14 protein-coding genes and 1 riboswitch are annotated in these 16,492 nt (G+C 47.6%); of the genes, 4 read left to right on the top strand and 10 right to left on the bottom strand.

The genetic code is table 11. The annotated features are described in order from the left end of the window. Complete coding sequence (gene crcB / locus KNO94_RS09815; RefSeq protein ID WP_214779277.1) at nucleotides 1-387, bottom strand: fluoride efflux transporter CrcB; 387 nt, start codon at nucleotides 385-387, stop codon at nucleotides 1-3. A 79-nt stretch (nucleotides 388-466) separates the two neighbouring features. After that, nucleotides 467-1,669 carry an ornithine--oxo-acid transaminase gene (locus KNO94_RS09810; RefSeq protein WP_214779275.1) on the bottom strand — a complete coding sequence of 401 codons (1,203 nt, stop codon included), beginning with the start codon at nucleotides 1,667-1,669 and terminating at the stop codon, nucleotides 467-469. Nucleotides 1,670-1,824: 155 nt separating this feature from the next. Here KNO94_RS09810 and KNO94_RS09805 point away from each other — a divergent pair, with 155 nt between their 5' ends. Then, nucleotides 1,825-3,879 (top strand): sensor domain-containing protein, encoded by a 2,055-nt coding sequence (locus tag KNO94_RS09805; RefSeq protein WP_214779273.1) that lies wholly within the window; start codon nucleotides 1,825-1,827, stop codon nucleotides 3,877-3,879. A gap of 17 nt (nucleotides 3,880-3,896) precedes the next feature. Here KNO94_RS09805 and KNO94_RS09800 read toward each other — a convergent pair whose 3' ends face one another. Further along, nucleotides 3,897-5,300, bottom strand: coding sequence for a basic amino acid/polyamine antiporter (locus KNO94_RS09800; protein ID WP_214779271.1), 1,404 nt, complete (start codon nucleotides 5,298-5,300; stop codon nucleotides 3,897-3,899). A gap of 222 nt (nucleotides 5,301-5,522) precedes the next feature. On the opposite strand from KNO94_RS09800, the gene KNO94_RS09795 reads away from it, so the two are divergent. After that, complete coding sequence (locus KNO94_RS09795; protein WP_214779269.1) at nucleotides 5,523-7,148, top strand: peptide ABC transporter substrate-binding protein; 1,626 nt, start codon at nucleotides 5,523-5,525, stop codon at nucleotides 7,146-7,148. A 294-nt stretch (nucleotides 7,149-7,442) separates the two neighbouring features. Here KNO94_RS09795 and KNO94_RS09790 read toward each other — a convergent pair whose 3' ends face one another. The 3 genes from KNO94_RS09790 to ade all read right to left on the bottom strand — a co-directional run bounded on the left by KNO94_RS09790 (nucleotide 7,443) and on the right by ade (nucleotide 11,493). Further along, nucleotides 7,443-9,035, bottom strand: coding sequence for a Na+/H+ antiporter NhaC family protein (locus tag KNO94_RS09790; RefSeq protein ID WP_214779267.1), 1,593 nt, complete (start codon nucleotides 9,033-9,035; stop codon nucleotides 7,443-7,445). A gap of 113 nt (nucleotides 9,036-9,148) precedes the next feature. Continuing rightward, a riboswitch (Lysine riboswitch) is annotated at nucleotides 9,149-9,323 on the bottom strand. 57 nt (nucleotides 9,324-9,380) lie between these two features. After that, the gene (locus KNO94_RS09785; RefSeq protein ID WP_015880753.1) at nucleotides 9,381-9,665 is read right to left on the bottom strand and encodes a hypothetical protein; all 285 of its coding nucleotides are present in this window, start codon (nucleotides 9,663-9,665) and stop codon (nucleotides 9,381-9,383) included. Nucleotides 9,666-9,783: 118 nt separating this feature from the next. Next, nucleotides 9,784-11,493, bottom strand: coding sequence for an adenine deaminase (ade, locus tag KNO94_RS09780; protein ID WP_214779265.1), 1,710 nt, complete (start codon nucleotides 11,491-11,493; stop codon nucleotides 9,784-9,786). Nucleotides 11,494-11,612: 119 nt separating this feature from the next. Here ade and KNO94_RS09775 point away from each other — a divergent pair, with 119 nt between their 5' ends. Continuing rightward, nucleotides 11,613-12,149 carry a gamma carbonic anhydrase family protein gene (locus KNO94_RS09775; protein ID WP_214779263.1) on the top strand — a complete coding sequence of 179 codons (537 nt, stop codon included), beginning with the start codon at nucleotides 11,613-11,615 and terminating at the stop codon, nucleotides 12,147-12,149. Between the two features lie 109 nt (nucleotides 12,150-12,258). Continuing rightward, a complete protein-coding gene (locus KNO94_RS09770; RefSeq protein ID WP_214779261.1) occupies nucleotides 12,259-12,444 on the top strand; it encodes a hypothetical protein in 186 nt (61 codons plus the stop codon). A gap of 104 nt (nucleotides 12,445-12,548) precedes the next feature. Here the strand turns inward: KNO94_RS09770 and KNO94_RS09765 are convergent, their stop codons facing one another. From KNO94_RS09765 to KNO94_RS09750, 4 genes are all read right to left on the bottom strand, one after another. Beyond that, nucleotides 12,549-13,103: a nitroreductase family protein gene (locus KNO94_RS09765; RefSeq protein WP_251125919.1), complete on the bottom strand. Its 555-nt coding sequence runs from the start codon at nucleotides 13,101-13,103 to the stop codon at nucleotides 12,549-12,551. 92 nt (nucleotides 13,104-13,195) lie between these two features. Next, nucleotides 13,196-14,488, bottom strand: a complete 1,293-nt coding sequence (gene lysA, locus KNO94_RS09760; protein WP_214779253.1) for a diaminopimelate decarboxylase — start codon at nucleotides 14,486-14,488, stop codon at nucleotides 13,196-13,198. Further along, on the bottom strand, nucleotides 14,458-15,546 hold the full coding sequence (gene alr, locus KNO94_RS09755) for an alanine racemase (protein WP_214779251.1): 1,089 nt from the start codon (nucleotides 15,544-15,546) through the stop codon (nucleotides 14,458-14,460). Before alr ends, lysA begins: the two co-directional genes overlap by 31 nt. Before the next feature lie 14 nt (nucleotides 15,547-15,560). Beyond that, nucleotides 15,561-16,487 carry a branched-chain amino acid transaminase gene (locus tag KNO94_RS09750; protein WP_214779248.1) on the bottom strand — a complete coding sequence of 309 codons (927 nt, stop codon included), beginning with the start codon at nucleotides 16,485-16,487 and terminating at the stop codon, nucleotides 15,561-15,563. Nucleotides 16,488-16,492: the final 5 nt, after the last annotated feature.

The following is a 16,492-nucleotide window of genomic DNA, read 5'->3' as shown; positions in this document are numbered from 1 at the left end:
TTAGTTCACCCCTTCTTTCCGTCTCGAGCCAACGCGGTAACCGAGCCATGAGCTCCAAAGGCCGAGTGTGATACTCAAGAAGACGTACGTCATGGCAATCCATACATGACCTTCTTCTAGCAGTCGTATCGTTTCGACACTAAACGTCGAGAACGTGGTAAAGGAGCCAATCATACCGGTGCCGATGATTGTGACGAGTCGAGGTGAGGCATTGCCTTTTTGAAGAAATGTGTGCGTCAACCATCCCAACAGAAAACTACCGATGAGATTGGTCAGAAACGTTGCGATGGGAAACACGCTCGATCCAAATGAACCGACCATCAAACCGAGTCCATAGCGCGCCATCGCACCAATCGCCCCTGCTAGTCCGACGTATACGTACAGCATTGAATTCCTCCTCCACGAAAAAGACACCTGCAACGCAGGTGTCGATTGAGCTAAGACGATTATATCAAGCTGTCTTCATTTACGAAATAGCTGCAGGAGCCAAAACGGCTTCAATCGCTTCAAACGCTTGATCTAATTCTTCTTTTGTGATGACGAGAGGTGGTGCCAATCGAATCACGGTTTCATGTGTTTCTTTACAGAGAAGGCCACGCTCTTTGAGCGCTTCGCAGTAAGGACGTGCTGACTCTGTCAATTCGATGCCAATAAATAATCCACGTCCGCGAACGTCTCGAATCATTGGATTATCAATCGATTTCAACCGATCCATGAAGTACGTCCCGAGTTCAAGCGAACGCTCCGGAAGATTCTCTTCTTCCAATACTTCAAGTGCCGCGACAGAAACAGCGGAAGCGAGTGGGTTTCCACCAAACGTTGAACCGTGTGATCCCGGGTTAAAGACCGAGAGAATCTCCTTATCAGCCGCAACACACGAAATCGGAAAGACACCGCCTCCGAGTGCTTTTCCGAGGATATACATATCGGGTGTGACCTCTTCCCAATCGATGGCAAACCATTTACCAGAACGTCCAAGTCCCGATTGGATTTCATCTGCGACGAAGAGGACGTTATGCTCTTTACAGAGTTCAGATGCACGCTTCAAATAGCCAGCCGGTGGAATGATGATTCCTGCCTCACCTTGAATCGGCTCTACGATAAACGCTGCCGTATTCTCTGTGATTGCCTCTTCGAACGCATCGATGTCACCATACGGGACGACTTTGAAGCCTGGTAAGAGCGGGCCGAATCCACGCTGATATTCCGCTTCTGTCGACATCGACACAGCGGCCATCGTGCGTCCGTGGAAGTTCCCCGTACAGACGATAATTTCAGCTTGTCCCGGAATACCTTTTACATCGTATGCCCACCGACGTGCCGTCTTCACCGCTGTCTCGACGGCTTCCGCACCCGTGTTCATCGGTAACACCATCTCTTTCTTTGTAAGCGTTACCACTTTGTCGTAAAAACGTCCGAGTTGATCGTTGTAAAAGGCGCGTGACGTCAACGTGATCTTATCCGCCTGATCTTTCAATGCTTGGATGATTTTCGGATGGCAGTGTCCCTGGTTGACAGCAGAGTATGCACTCAACATATCCATGTAGCGATTCCCCTCAGGATCCGTTACCCAAATCCCTTTCGCTTCCGAAATGACAATCGGTAGTGGATGATAGTTGTGTGCCCCGAACTTCTCTGTCATCTCAATAACATCATGTGTTTTTGACATATTACTTCCCCCTTATTCAAAACTATCTTACCCTTTCAGTATATGATGTCCCTCTTTCTTTTGACAATGACGAACTTAAGCATTCCTTGAATTGGCAAAATCAGGTACACTGACAATAGAATATGCATTTAGCATGACAGATTGGAGGAAATGATGTGGCTTCATTGCGTGATTTGTCGGTAGATCAGTTCATCGATGCTTTATCTGTTCCATGTTGTTATATTTCTCAAGATGGTACGGTCCTATTGTGGAATAGTCATGCCGAAGTGTTGTTCGGCTGGGAACGTCAAGAAGTCCTCCATCAACCGTTGCCGGTCGTCCAGCAGCTTGATCAAGCGCTTGAAACGTGGACACCACTCCTCTTGCAATATCCATTTTCAACAACGGCAATGACGCCGTTTCAACATAAGGACGGCTCCGTCATCTATGCGACCGCATACTTGCAGTCCTTTTCGCTCGAAGACGTGTACGGCTATTTCTTATCCTTTCTTCCGAAAGGATTTGATCCCCTCATTAGTACAGAGCAATTCAACTTATTGCATCATTTTCAAGAAATGATTAAACAGTCCACACATTACTTAGCGACGAATGCAAAAGGGGAGATCGTCGATATCAATCCATCGTTGTGCCGATTGCTTGATGTAACCGAACAACAGCTGATTGGACGTGAATGGTTCGAGCTCATCCATGATCCAAGCGACCAAGACGGCATTTCGCGTAACGTCTTAAAATCATTGGCGACCAATCGAATTTGGAATGGTGAGATGCCGATTTCCTGTAAACAGCATGAGCAAGATGCGTGTTGGCTCAACTTGACAGTCGTACCGATTGTCAGTGAAAAAAATGAAGTCATTCAGTATACGGCATTTGGTTTTGATGTATCTGAAAAGAAGCGTCTTGAAAAAGAAGTTGAGCTTCTCGCCTACCAAAATGAATTGACCGGACTCTACAACAAAAAAGGTTTTTTACGTCGCTATGACTCGATTCTTCAACAAATCGATGAGCGAGAAGGTCTCCTTCATATCGCCTTGTTTGATATCGACCGTTTCAAAATCATCAACGAGTCGTTCGGATCTCGTGTCGGGAACGAACTCCTCATTCAAATCAAAGAACGCGCCCTGCATCTCATTCCAGAATCTTCTCTCTTGTTCCATCCAATGGGCGGACTGTTCGGAGTCATGTTCTTCGAGCAATCAAAAGAAGAAGTGTTTCAAGTGCTACGTCATTTGCAACACGAGCTGCAGCGACCGTTTCGAATTTACCACCATTCGATTATGGTATCGATTTCCGTCGGATGCGTATTTTATCCGTCCTCCACAAGTTCGCTCGAGGAACTGTACACACGTGCTGAAAGTGCCCTTTTCAAAGGAAAACAGATTGGGGTTGGAACGATTCAGTTCGTGACAAAGGATATGGATGCCGCCTTCTCGAGACAAATCCATATTGAGAAGGCGATGTACCGAGCTCTTGAAGAAAAGCATTTTTATCTTGAGTATCAACCAAAATACGAACTCGCCACCGATCGCCTCATCGGGTTTGAGGCACTTCTTCGTTGGCATCATGAAGAACTCGGACAAATCCCGCCTTCTGAGTTCATCCCGCTCGCTGAAGAAATGGCGCTGATTGTTCCGATCAATAACTGGGTCATCTTAGAAGCGACGAAACAGCTGAAAGCTTGGAAAGCCGAGTTCGACCAACCGCTCTCCATGGCAATCAACATTTCACCAAACCAGTTCCGAAGCGACAGTTTCTTGAATACGTTGCGAAACATCAAACAGCAACTTCAACTTGACCCGTCCGACGTCATTTTAGAGATTACAGAGAGTCTCGTCATGCAACAGACCGATGAGATTATCGAGCGTATGGAACAAATCAAGCGCTTGAACTATCGACTGTCGATTGATGATTTCGGAACTGGCTTCTCGTCCTTACAGTATTTGAAGTCCTTCCCGGTCGACGAGCTTAAAATTGATAAAGTCTTTCTCGATGATTGGATGACGTCCAAATCGCATCTCCTCGATGTCATCGTGCATCTCGGGAAGAGCTTAAATCTCCACGTCGTCGCGGAGGGAGTCGAAGATGAAGAAATGTTGGCACACTTAAAGTCGACGGATTGCGATTCCTTCCAGGGCTATCTTTATGCAAGACCTGCCTCGCCAAGTGCGATCGAACAATTACTCCGGTCATCAAAAAACTCACCGAACGCTTGAGGCGTCGGTGAGTTTTTTTATAGGGCGATTGTGGCGGTCCAAAGCCCATAAATGCCATAGGTCGCACACAATAAAATAATCAGAGCAATCATCGACTGGGTACGGGTCAAGAATGGTCGTCCTTGTTCCCGTTCTGCCAAAAGAAAGACAAAGATGCCCGGTGCGTATAGAATCATCGCAATCAAGACGTACTCTAACCCAGAAGCATAAAGTAACCAGGCGGCGTATAACGACGCAATTCCGGAAACGGCCATCATCTGTAACGACGTCTTCCGTTTCGCCTCCATCCAACCGTAGAGTGCCGAGAATAAATAAGGGACGAGCGCCGCGATCCCAGCAATGCTTGAAAGGACGAGATATGTCTGTTCCGAAAACAATGCAATAGCCGTGACGACTTGAGTAAATACTTGAGTAATGAACAAGGCGTTCACTGGTGTACTGTTTGTATTCAAACGATTGAACACTTTCGGAAACACTCCGTCTCGACTCGCCACATAAGAAATTTCAGTCGCTAAAATCGTCCATCCGAGTAATGCACCTGTCAACGAGACGAGTAGTCCGATGTTAATCAACGTTGCCCCAAACGGACCGACAACCGCTTCTAACACATACGCCATCGACGGTTCAGGTAACGCCGCGAGTTGCTCCTGAGTCATGACACCAAACGAGAAGATAGAAATCATCATGTAAATCAATAACGTACCGATTAGACCAATCACCGTCGCTCGACCGACATCTTTTTTATGACGTGCGCGCGAGGATAAGACGACCGCGCCTTCAATCCCGACGAAAGCCCAGAGTGTGACGAGCATCGTTGACTTCACTTGTGGAAACACATTTGCCCAGACAAATCCTGTTTCACCCCAAAAGTCGACTTGGAACGTATCGATTTGAAACGCGAATAAAATAAACACGATGAACAAGAAAATCGGAACGAGTTTCGCAATCGTTGTGACGATGTTTAATAGCGCCGCCTCACGCATCCCACGTGAGATGAGCCAAAACAAGCCCCAAATCAGGACGACACTCATGAGCAAGCGGAACAGTCGATGTTCTGCAGAAAAAACAGGGAAAAAATATGCCAATGTGCTAAAAATCAACGTGATGTTCGCCACTGTGCCAATCCAAGCTGACATCCAGTATCCCCATCCGCTGTTGAATCCGACAAACTTCCCGAACCCTTCCCGGGCATAGGCATAAATTCCACCCTCTAGCTCCGGGCGCGTGTTCGCTAAAAATTGAAAGACAAAGGCAAGCATGATCATGCCGACACCCGTAATCCCCCATCCAATTAAAACAGGACCAACCCCTGCTCCCTGCGCCATCGCACCGGGTAGATTAAAGGCCCCTCCACCAATCATTGTCCCGACGACCATCGCCGCAAGACCGAAAAAGCCGATTCCGGCTGAATGTTGTTTCAAATTAACGCCTCCACCATACTCAATCTCTCCGAATAACTATACAAAGATATTGTATAATCATTCGTTGATTTTTCTATTCTACTTCCTGAAAGGATTGATGAATAGTCATTCTAAATAAGTTTATATTTTCGAATAATTTGAAAAATTCCATTGCATATTCATGTCAGATGTAGTTTAATTACAACATATTCTAAATTATCAGAATTTTCGGGAGGTTGTATGATGCGTAACAAAAAATGGCTAGCTTTATCGGGGGTCGCATTATTGGCGACGGCAGCTTGTAGTACAGGGGATGACTCATCTAGTTCGGACGGCTCATCTTCGAGCGATGCAAAAAAAGAAATCACGATGGTATCAGCGACGGACTTACCTCAGCTTGATCCAACACTCACAACGGACTCGACATCTATTATCGTCACGAACAACGTGTTCGAAGGGTTATATCGTTTAGACGAAAATAACCAACCGACACCGGGGATTGCCGAAGATGTCGAAGTGTCTGAAGACGGTCTTACATACACGTTCAAATTACGTGACGCAAACTGGTCAGATGGTTCACCAATCACAGCTGAGGACTTTGTGTATTCTTGGAAACGTGCACTTAACCCTGAAACGGGTGCCGAGTATGCGTATATTCTCCAAGATTTGAAAAATGCGAATAAAATCCTTGCAGGCGAAATGTCACTCGACGATCTCGGTGCGAAAGCAGTCGATGAGAAGACACTTGAAGTTCAGTTGGAAGCGCCTGCGCCATACTTCTTAGGATTGACTGGTTTCCCGACGTATATGCCACAAAAACAAGAGTTCGTTGAAGAACAGGGCGAAGAGTTCGCGACGACAGTCGACAAAACACTCTATAACGGTCCTTATGTCTTGAGTGAGTGGCAAGACAACGCTGGTTGGGTTTATAAGAAAAACCCAGAGTATTGGGACGCTGAAAACGTCAAGATGGACACGATCAACGTCAAAGTCGTAAAAGACGTCTCGACGGGAGTTAACTTGTTCGAATCAGGAGAAGCGGATTACACACTCCTTTCTTCTGAGTTCGTTCCACAATTTGAAGACAGCGATGAGTTCAAAACACGTGCTGACGCTCGAATCAACTTCCTTCGTTTCAACCAAAAGAATGAAGCTCTTCAAAACGTAAATATCCGTGAAGCACTTGCAAAAGGCTTTGATAAGCAGAGTGTGACAGACATCATTCTAACGGACGGTTCAGAACCAGCGAACTTTATCGTAGCGAAAGATTTCACATTCACAGAAGACGGGGCTGACTTCCGCGAGAAATACCCGGATCTCCTCAGCTACAACGTAGATGAAGCAAAAGCCGCTTGGGAAAAAGGACTTCAAGAACTTGGAGTTGAGACGGTCGAACTTGAGTTCCTCTCACGTGATGAGGAAGCGTTCAAGAAAGTAAACGAGTTCATCAAAGGTGAACTTGAGAAGAACTTACCTGGTTTGACACTCAACATTAAGCAACAACCGTTCAAAAACTTCCTTGACCTTGAAAGTAAAGGTGAATACGATGTTTCTGCAGCCGGTTGGGGCCCTGACTACCAAGATCCAATGACATACCTCGACATGTGGGTCACAGACGGACCATTTAACCGTATGGCTTACTCAAATGACGAGTATGATCAGTTGATTCAATCAGCGAAGAAAGAAGCGGATCAGATGAAGCGTTGGGAATCCATGCAAGAAGCTGAACGCATCCTTCTCGAAGAAGACTTCGCGATTGCTCCGATTTACCAAAAAGGTGAAGCATACTTAGAGCGTTCGAATATCGAAAACATGTACCGTCACCCGTTCGGAGCCGATGCAAGCTTCAAGTGGCTTGACGTGAAATAATGAGATAACATCCTTGATCCTATCTGAATCAAGGATGTTTTTCTGTCGTGAAAGAGGCTTCACAGTATGAAGAGTTGGACATTATGGTCCACTCTATTGTTGACTTCGTCTCCACTTCAACTATTCGAGAGATTTTCGTTTTCGTCACACATGACCCATCCGACTTTACAGTTTGCCTGTACTTCGTAACAGTCTCCTATTGGTTCAATCTCCGTAGACTGCACGACCATCATATAATGGCAAGCGCACATAAAAAATGACTTCCATCGATTTGATGGAAGTCATTTTCATCTATCACGCCTCACGCTTCGCGCGAAGTTCAGCAGGTACTTTCCCACGTTTTGAAATCACTTGTGCAATGCCAACAAAGACAACAAACGAAATCAATGCCGCGAAGAAGCCAATCCAAATCGATGCTGTAATCCCGAGCACCAAGTATCCGATTGCTGAGACAATTGCTGAGAGGAGCGCGTATGGCAATTGTGTCACTACGTGATCGATATGATGTGAACCCGCTCCAGTTGAGCTGAGGATCGTTGTATCCGAGATTGGTGAACAGTGGTCTCCGAATACAGCACCGGCCAATACAGCGGCAAGTGATGCAAGGAGAAGCTCTGGTTCAACCGCCATGATCAAATCCGCACCGATCGGAAGCATTAAACCAAATGTTCCCCAGCTCGTTCCTGTCGAGAATGCCATGATCCCAGCAATCAAGAAGAGGAGAAGTGGCAAGTATGAAGCTGCAATCGTATCTGTCACGAAGCTTGCCAAGTATTCACCAGTCTTCATATCACTGATGACTGCAATGATTGTCCAGGCAAACAAGAGAATCAAGACTGCCGGCCACATAGCGCGCACACCTTCCCACGCTGCTTTACCGTAGTCACGTGCAGGAATTTTACGTCCGATGAGAAGTAAGAATGCCACAATCAAACTAATGACGACACCGGCCACGAGTGAACGTGTCACGTCTGTCGATTCGAATGCACCGATGAGCGTAAAGTCTTGACCATCAGCCGCGAGGGCTTGACCACCTGTATAGAGCATTGCCGATACCGTCGCAATGATGAGGGCGATGATTGGTACGATCAAGTCACGGACTTTTCCGCCTTCATGCTCATGCAAGTCTTCACTCATTCCCATTGGTTTACCTTTAGCTGAATCATACAATTCACCTTGAAGGGCACGAAGCTCGTGCGTGCGCATCGGTCCGATGGCGAGTCCAGTAAATGCGACATAGGCTGTCAACAAGAGGGCAAAGACCGCATAGAAGTTCATTGGAATGATTTGAATGAATGCAGAGAATGACGAGTAGCTGTCAATCGAATACTTCGTCAAAATACCCGCGATGATGGCGATGATATATGCACCCCAGCTCGAAAGTGGGCTGATGACACAGACAGGGGCTGCCGTCGAGTCAATCATGTATGCCAATTTCGCACGTGAGATGTTTTTGCGGTCCGTGAGCGGACGGCTGATATTCCCGACCGCTAAGCTATTGAAGTAGTCGTCGATGAAAATCAAAATTCCGAGTCCGAATGAGACGAGACGGGCACCACGTGCCGTTTTTACGTTCGCCGCAGCCCATTCACCGAATGCGCGTGCACCACCTGACGTCTGAATGATGGATGATAAAATCCCGAGTAAGAGCAAGAACGCAATCAACAAGACGTTCCATTCGTTAATGGCTCCATCTGACCAGAATAAGGCGATGATGTTCGACCATAAATATTGAATGGAGTCGATTGGGTTGAAACTGTGCAAGAGAAGGACTCCTGCGATAATCCCGACACCAAGTGATGGGATGACCTTTCTTGTTGTGATTGCCATAATGATTGCAAGTAATGCCGGTACGAGCGAGAGTACCGAAGTTGAATAATCTACCATGCTGAATTCCTCCTTTTTTGATTAGGATGAGGCCCCCCTATGCTTAAAAAAACGCAAAGCGAGGGCATCGGCAACAAAGCCGACACCCTCGCTGGATGTTCCGTCTTTCTTAGCCGACTTGGAGCGCTCCATACGTAAATATGTATGGCAGTCCGACGGGTATTTCCCGTCAGCCCAGCACAACCCCACGGACATGGTGTTGCACTTCGGCGATCCTGCCTTTTTGTAGTCCTCATCGTTGTCATCCTCCGACTACTTACTCATCAGCATCGCACCTCTACCTCATCGATAGCACGAATATTCATTTAAAGTTACGTCTAAATTATCACAAGTTGACGTCACATATCAATAGTTTTTTTCATCACGAATGATTCGCTTCAAAACAGCGAGTGCTTCTTGGTCATTCGTTTCTACCGCTTTAAAGAAGTCGTTGAAGAAGTGGTATAACACGAACCGGTCAGCGTGAGACTTCGTCTGTTCTTTAATCGTAGAGAAAATCAGTCGTCGTAAACGACGTTTCGTTTGTGTTTCTTCCGGTAGTTCTTCGCATCGGTCCTTGAAAGCACGATATACAGAATTGATCAATTCCTCATGTTCATCATACGACCGATTGTAAGCAACTTGTTCCATCTGTAATATCCCCCCTTTCAATGTTGACCCGATGAAACTTGTCGTAAATATACCAACTTCTAGTCAAGCATTCAATTGTTATCGATGGTTCTTAACAAAAATCATACGTTAGACCGAGTCAATCGTTGATAAATGAGAAGGTGGTCACATCGAACAACCCCATATCGGTCAATTTCAAATCTGGAATGACCGGTAAGGCGAGGAAGGACATCGTCAAGTAAGGGTTGAAATGACGATGGGCTCCTACGACATCTAACGCATCGTTCAGCTGTTCTAATATCTCTGCCACTTCACGGTATGGGCGCTTCGTCATCAATCCACCGATTTCAAGTGGCAGGACGGCAAGGACTTCTCCTTCCGATACAGCAACGACACCACCGCCTACCTTCTCAAGCGTTCTCGCCGCAAGCAACATATCTTCCGGGCTGACCCCAGCAATCACCAAGTTATGACTGTCATGGGCCACTGTAGCTGCAAGCGCACCTCGCTTCAAGCCAAATCCTGTCACCGGGGCAAGTGCCATGTGACCTGTCCCATGATGGCGTTCGATGACAGCGAGCGTGGCGATATCTTGTGACAAGTCCGCCCCTGAGGCATCTGGTTGAAATGAAAGTCGTTGTCGTTTTGTCAACAAGCTATTCGGAAGCACTTGAATGACATCAACCTCTTCTGCACTCGGCGCAAGTCGGAACGAATCCGTCGTCAATTCAGGTAACGCCAGTTCACCTTTCATCGGTTTCGGCACTTCGATTCCTTCCGACTCAAATGTCGCATTCCCCTTCTCCGCAACGAGCGTACCATTCACATATACTTGCTCGATTTTTACCGATTCGACGTCTGACAAGATAACGAAGTTCGCTTTCTTACCAGGTGCAATTGCCCCGACTTCTTTCAATCCATAAGCCTCTGCTGCATGTAGACTTGCGATGGCATAGGCGGTTTCCGGCTTGACTCCTTGCTTGATGGCGGTACCGATGTTGTAGTCGATTCCACCTTCCGCGACCAGGTCATCCAAATGCTTATCGTCCGTACAGAAGAGGAAACGATGGGCATTGCTTTCCGTGACGGCTAAACTCACCTTCTCCACGTTTCTGGCGACTGACCCTTCTCGAATCTGAACATAAAATCCACGACGCACCCGTTCAATCGCCTCTTCGGCAGTCGTACATTCGTGATCCGTCATGATTCCTGCTGAACGATATACATTCAATTGATCAGGGTTGAGACCTGAAGCATGTCCATCCACGACTTTGCCTGCTTGTTCCGTCTGCGCGATCTTTTGAAGCATATCTTCGCTTCCGGCTTCGACCGATGGATAATCCATGACCTCGCCTAGTCCATGCACACCTGGATCTCCTAAAAACGGTGCCAAATCTTCGGCATATAGTTTGGCACCTGCATGTTCAAACGGTGTCGCCGGTACGCAACTCGGGAGCATCATCCGGACATCGAGTGGGAGTCCTTTCGCATCCGCTAACATATATTCAATCCCGAGCGCCCCGTTCACATTCGCAATCTCATGAGGATCGGCAATCACGGTCGTGACGCCAAGCGGCAGGACTGCTTTCGCAAACTCGTGTGGTGGAACCATCGATGACTCGATATGGACGTGAGAATCGATAAAGGACGGTGCAAGCGTCCAAGTTGGGTCGTGATACTCGACCTCTCCATCGTACCCATCCCCAATAGCCACAATATATCCCCCGTCGATGGCGACGTCTGTACGAATCGTCTCACGACTGTACACGTCAATCACTGCGACGTCTTTAAAGACGACGCCCGCTTTCTTTTTCTTTGCGGCGATGTCAATCAAATGTTGTTTCTCCATCTCTCGATCTCCTTATTCAACGTATTTTAACTATCTTACCAAGAATATTCTTTTCGTTGCAATTTCTTTTTCAAGTTGTGCGACAATGATAACATATCTGTCTGAAAGGGGTTACAACGATGCAATACAAATTAGGAGAGTTGACACCAAACGTCGATCCAACGACTTATCTTGCACCCGGGGCACATGTGATTGGTGATGTGACGATCGGTGCCCACTCGGGAGTATGGTTCAATACCGTCATCCGAGGAGATGAGGGACCCATTCGAATCGGTTCTTATGTGAATATTCAAGATGGTTCGATGATCCACCAATATGAAGGGTCACCGACAATCATCCATGACCGCGTCTCAATCGGTCATATGGCGATGATTCACGGCTGTGAGATTGAAGAAGATTGCTTGATTGGCATGCACGCTACCGTACTCGATGGGGCAAAGATTGGGAAAGGGTCATTTATAGCAGCCGGTGCGCTCGTTACACCGAATATGCAGATTCCTGAAGGGGTGATGGTCATGGGGGTTCCCGCCAAAGTTGTGCGTCCTTTAAACGACGATGACCGCTTTATTATGGAAAGAACAGTGAAAAAATACGCCAAACGTGCCGAGCAATACCAACAGTCGTGCGTACCTTTAAGCCAGAAGCACAGTTTTTGAAAGCGTTTACAGGATTCATAAAATGTTAACGTTTCTCTCGAATTTTCTACATAGTTCCTTTGTATACTGAAGGTGTAGCCAAGCTGACGTATTGAAAGGAGCCCACTCTATGTATCCGAACCATGATCAACTCATGCTAGACCTGTATGCCACATCCATCAATCCAAGTTATGGCCTTCATATCGATGATTCATTCGATGATGTCCTACACGGTGCACATCGAGAGGTTTGGGAACGTATGCATTTGGATAATACTAGAGAAGAAGATGTTAATAATGGAGGAACGACTGAATGATTCCAGCGACTGTGATTCAAGATTGGCTCGCAACAAAAATAAAGCGATAAATAATCGATATATAGAGCAAGCGAGCGAAGAGGTTTCCCTTCGCTCGCTTTTTATTATTCAAACATGATGAGATGCGAATCAATCGGTTGTCGCGTTTTTGGGGACGGGATATCCTCGGCATCATATTTACCGATTTGCAGGAGACCGATAAACGTCTCACCTTCCGCCCCAATCATCTCCTTCAACCTTGCATCGTCAAACAATCCACCCGTCCGCCAGACCATCCCGATCTCTCGTTCACTTAACAAGAGTTGGACATTTTGAATGAATGTCGCCGTCGCGAGCAACGCGTCTCGATTCCCTTTGTCCGTCTCAAAATGTTTTGCCGTCACATACATACAGGTTGCCGCATTTAAAATCCGTCCCGTCACCTTTTCACGCTGTCCTTCTGACGCCTCCGAGAAGGCTGGTTCGAGCGCATCGAGTAACACTCGCTTCCCGTCCCCATTGAACACATACACGTTCCATGGCTCGACTTTATTGTGAAATGGTGCGTGGTGTGCCGATTGCAACACTTCATAGAGCACTTTCGTATCGATTGGTTCTTCTTTAAACATACGGACCGTACGTCTTTCTTCAATTAATTTTTGTGCTGCTGTCTTTGTCATGACCGTCACTTCCCCTTTTTTTCTCTTCTCTATCATAATTGAAAAACGTTCTCATTTCAAAATCAAAAAAGACTACAGATTGCTCTGTAGCCTTACGTCGATTGACCAATGACTTCACATGCCACCAAGTCTTCAAACGTTTGGCGACGGACGACAAGGCGGTGATTCCCTTCCTTGACGAAGACGACCGCCGGACGAAGCATTTGGTTATAGTTACTCGCCATCGAGAAGTTATACGCTCCCGTTGCTTTGACAAGTAATAAATCACCCGGTGTGACCGGAGGGATCAATGAGCGGTTCGAGATGATGTCTCCCGATTCACAGCACGCTCCGACTATTTTTGCCTCGAGCGTCTTCTCTTCATTCATTCGAGTCGCTGCCACGACCTCATACTCTGCGTCATACAATGCCGGACGGATATTATCCGTCATCCCGCCATCGACAGACACGAATGTACGAACGCCACTCACTTCTTTGACGGTCCCCACTTCATACAGCGTGGCACCGGCATTGGCGACGAGCCAACGCCCCGGTTCAATCCCGATTTTCGGAAGTGGCGATTCACGTGCTTCGACTTCCTCGATCAACGTCTCCATCACACGCTCCATCGTTTGTGCGAAGTCGAGACGCTCGTCTTCATCTAAGTATGCGACACCGAAGCCACCACCGATATTCAACACATCCGTCGTATAGCCGGTCTCCTGACGAATCGTATCCATGAAGCGCACCATCGTCTTCACCGTGTTGATGAAGAGGGTTGGATCTTGAATTTGAGAGCCGACATGACAGTGAATCCCCTTCAACTGTAAGTGCTCCGCTTCCAACGTCGCACGAACAGCATCTAAATACGTGTCGTCGTGCGTCGGGAAACCGAATTTTGTATCAACCCCACCTGTTTGAATCGCCGCATGGGCACCTCCGACAACTTGAGGCACGATGCGGAGAAGCACATCGACTTCACGATTGTATTCAGCCGCAAGTCCTGACAAGAGGCTGATTTCTCGCATATTGTCGATGGTAAAGTGTGTAATCCCCTGTTCGAGCGCGTATGTGATATCCAAGATCGTCTTGTTCGACCCATGGACATGAATGCGCTCGGCCGGTACCCCAGCATGCAGTGCCACGTACATCTCACCCCTTGAGACGACGTCGACGCTTAACCCTGCGGCCATCACTTTTTCATACACGGCCGCAATCGATAACGCTTTTGACGCGTATAATGCATACGTGTTCGGATACTTGTCTAGAAACGCATTCTGGACAATCTCAAGGCGGCGCTCTAGTTCTGGTTCACTCATGATGTATAAAGGTGTCCCGTACGTCGCTTGAAGTTCACGGAGGGACACGCCCTCGATCAAACATTCTGATTGATTGGTGGTGTACATACAATTCCTCCTTCAAAGCGATGTGGGACACGCCACGAACGGGCACAGAGCTGTTCTGAATTGTTGGCATAGCCAACACGTGTCACGTCATCGATTTTCGTTTCAATCCCATATAGCATGACGCGGTCGCCGATTTGTACGGCTTCATCCACTTTAATGAAGCTATGACTCATAAAGATATTGCTGACGAATGGATAGGCTTTTCCTGAAATGTGAACAGGCAAATGACGTCGCGCTCGCATTAATCCATCTCCATATCCGACCGGTAAAACGGCAATTCGTTCCTTTGTTTCCGCGGTATACCCCGTTCCATACCCGACATGAGCCCCCACTTCGATGTCATGGACAGCAACCACTTCTGTCTCCCAGTAAAATGCAGGCACGAGCCACTCCACTGGCTCGACCGATGAATAGCCGTATAAGAAAATACCGACGCGCACATGGGTGCAATGATGCAAGCGTGAATCATCTTGAAGCGTGGCCGCACTGTTCGCCGCATGAATCAATTCAAACGTATGACGTTCCATCAAACGCGTCGACCAGTCAGCGAAACGTTCGACTTGAACGCTATGCTCGACTTCGGCATTGTCTGCATCCGCGAGCGGGAAATGTGTGCACAGTCCGACAAGGTTCAATCCTTCATTTTGACAGAAGGCGACGATTTGTAGCGCTTCTTCAAACGTTTTGGCGCCGAATCGGTTCATGCCGACGTCTAGCTTCAAATGAAGGCGAACGCCATCGAGATGCTCCCGCTGTGAGACGAGCCATTCATACGAGCCGATCGCGACGTCAAAATCATGGGCATGCACGTGTTCCCACGTATATACCGGATTCATGACGAGGACGCGAGCCGACTCTGCATGCGTTCGCACTTCGGTCGCTTCTTCTAATGTGGTCACCATGAAGTGACGGACCCCTTCGTCATACAAAGTCGTCACAACTGGCTCCATCCCTAAGTTATAGGCGTTGTTTTTCACGACCGCAAACACAGGGCGCCCGAGCGCTTCAATCCGGCGTTTGTTTTCGCGAATCGCATTTAAGTCAATTGTGACTCCCATCGTTCAAAACTCCTTTACTCTATGACTGCTGATTTTACAAACGTGATCCAATCACGGTGTTCCGGAAGCTGTCCTGTCACGGCTTCACGATAGCGTGTCAACATTTCGGTCGCAACCTTCTGGACGCCTCCACCAATCGAGATATGGTCGACCTCGATGACGCTCGTCACCTCGGCTGCCGTTCCCGTCAAGAAGATTTCATCGGCTACATATAGTTCATCACGCCCGATATGACGCTCGACGATTTCGTATCCGGCTTCATGAGCCAATTGCATCACCGTTTGGCGTGTGATGCCATCTAGTACAGAACAATCAAGGGACGGTGTCGTAATCGTTTTTCCTTTCACGAGGAAGATGTTCGCGACACTCGCTTCACTGACGTTTCCGTTCATATCAAGAGCGATCGCTTCGTCGAATCCGTCACGGAGCGCCTCTCCTTTTAATAGTTGTGAGTTCATATAGTTCGATGCCGCCTTCGCTTGCATCGGCATCATGGTAGAAGACACGCGACGATACGAGGCCACTTTCGCTCGAATCCCGACCGTCTTGTTGAAGTATTCACCGAGCGGCCAACACGAGATGGCAACATGTACCTTCGTCTCAGCAGTCGGCATAAGTGCTTGCCAAGGTGTTCCAAGGAAGACGAACGGACGGATGTAACATGCTTCAAATCCATTTCGCTCAATCAATTCCATCGTCGCTTGTTCGAGTTCATCAACCGTATACGGTAGTGTGACGTGGTAGTATGCACACGAGCGAACGAGTCGCTCCAGGTGTTCACGTAACCGGAAGATGGCAGGACCTTCCTCCGTGTGGTACGCGCGAATCCCTTCAAAAAACCCGCTTCCGTAGTGAATCGCGTGTGTCATGATACTCGTGTTTGCGTCAGTCGGCTCAATCCAAGCCCCGTCTTTCCACATCCATTGTCCATACTGTTCCATAATGC

It is taken from the genome of Exiguobacterium sp. s22 (assembly GCF_018617455.1).
Lineage (GTDB): Bacteria > Bacillota > Bacilli > Exiguobacteriales > Exiguobacteriaceae > Exiguobacterium.
Note: the sequence above shows the minus strand (reverse complement) of the source record. Positions and strands in the feature narration are given on the sequence as shown.

Bases quoted from the DNA above. Each gene is read 5' to 3' on its own strand.
- KNO94_RS09765 (WP_251125919.1), bottom strand. From the start codon at position 13,103: ATGACAAAGACAGCAGCACAAAAATTAATTGAAGAAAGACGTACGGTC.
- crcB (WP_214779277.1), bottom strand. From the start codon at position 387: ATGCTGTACGTATACGTCGGACTAGCAGGGGCGATTGGTGCGATGGCG.
- KNO94_RS09770 (WP_214779261.1), top strand. From the start codon at position 12,259: ATGTATCCGAACCATGATCAACTCATGCTAGACCTGTATGCCACATCC.
- KNO94_RS09775 (WP_214779263.1), top strand. From the start codon at position 11,613: ATGCAATACAAATTAGGAGAGTTGACACCAAACGTCGATCCAACGACT.
- alr (WP_214779251.1), bottom strand. From the start codon at position 15,546: ATGGGAGTCACAATTGACTTAAATGCGATTCGCGAAAACAAACGCCGG.
- KNO94_RS09790 (WP_214779267.1), bottom strand. From the start codon at position 9,035: ATGGTAGATTATTCAACTTCGGTACTCTCGCTCGTACCGGCATTACTT.
- KNO94_RS09795 (WP_214779269.1), top strand. From the start codon at position 5,523: ATGCGTAACAAAAAATGGCTAGCTTTATCGGGGGTCGCATTATTGGCG.
- KNO94_RS09810 (WP_214779275.1), bottom strand. From the start codon at position 1,669: ATGTCAAAAACACATGATGTTATTGAGATGACAGAGAAGTTCGGGGCA.
- ade (WP_214779265.1), bottom strand. From the start codon at position 11,493: ATGGAGAAACAACATTTGATTGACATCGCCGCAAAGAAAAAGAAAGCG.
- KNO94_RS09750 (WP_214779248.1), bottom strand. From the start codon at position 16,487: ATGGAACAGTATGGACAATGGATGTGGAAAGACGGGGCTTGGATTGAG.
- KNO94_RS09785 (WP_015880753.1), bottom strand. From the start codon at position 9,665: ATGGAACAAGTTGCTTACAATCGGTCGTATGATGAACATGAGGAATTG.
- lysA (WP_214779253.1), bottom strand. From the start codon at position 14,488: ATGTACACCACCAATCAATCAGAATGTTTGATCGAGGGCGTGTCCCTC.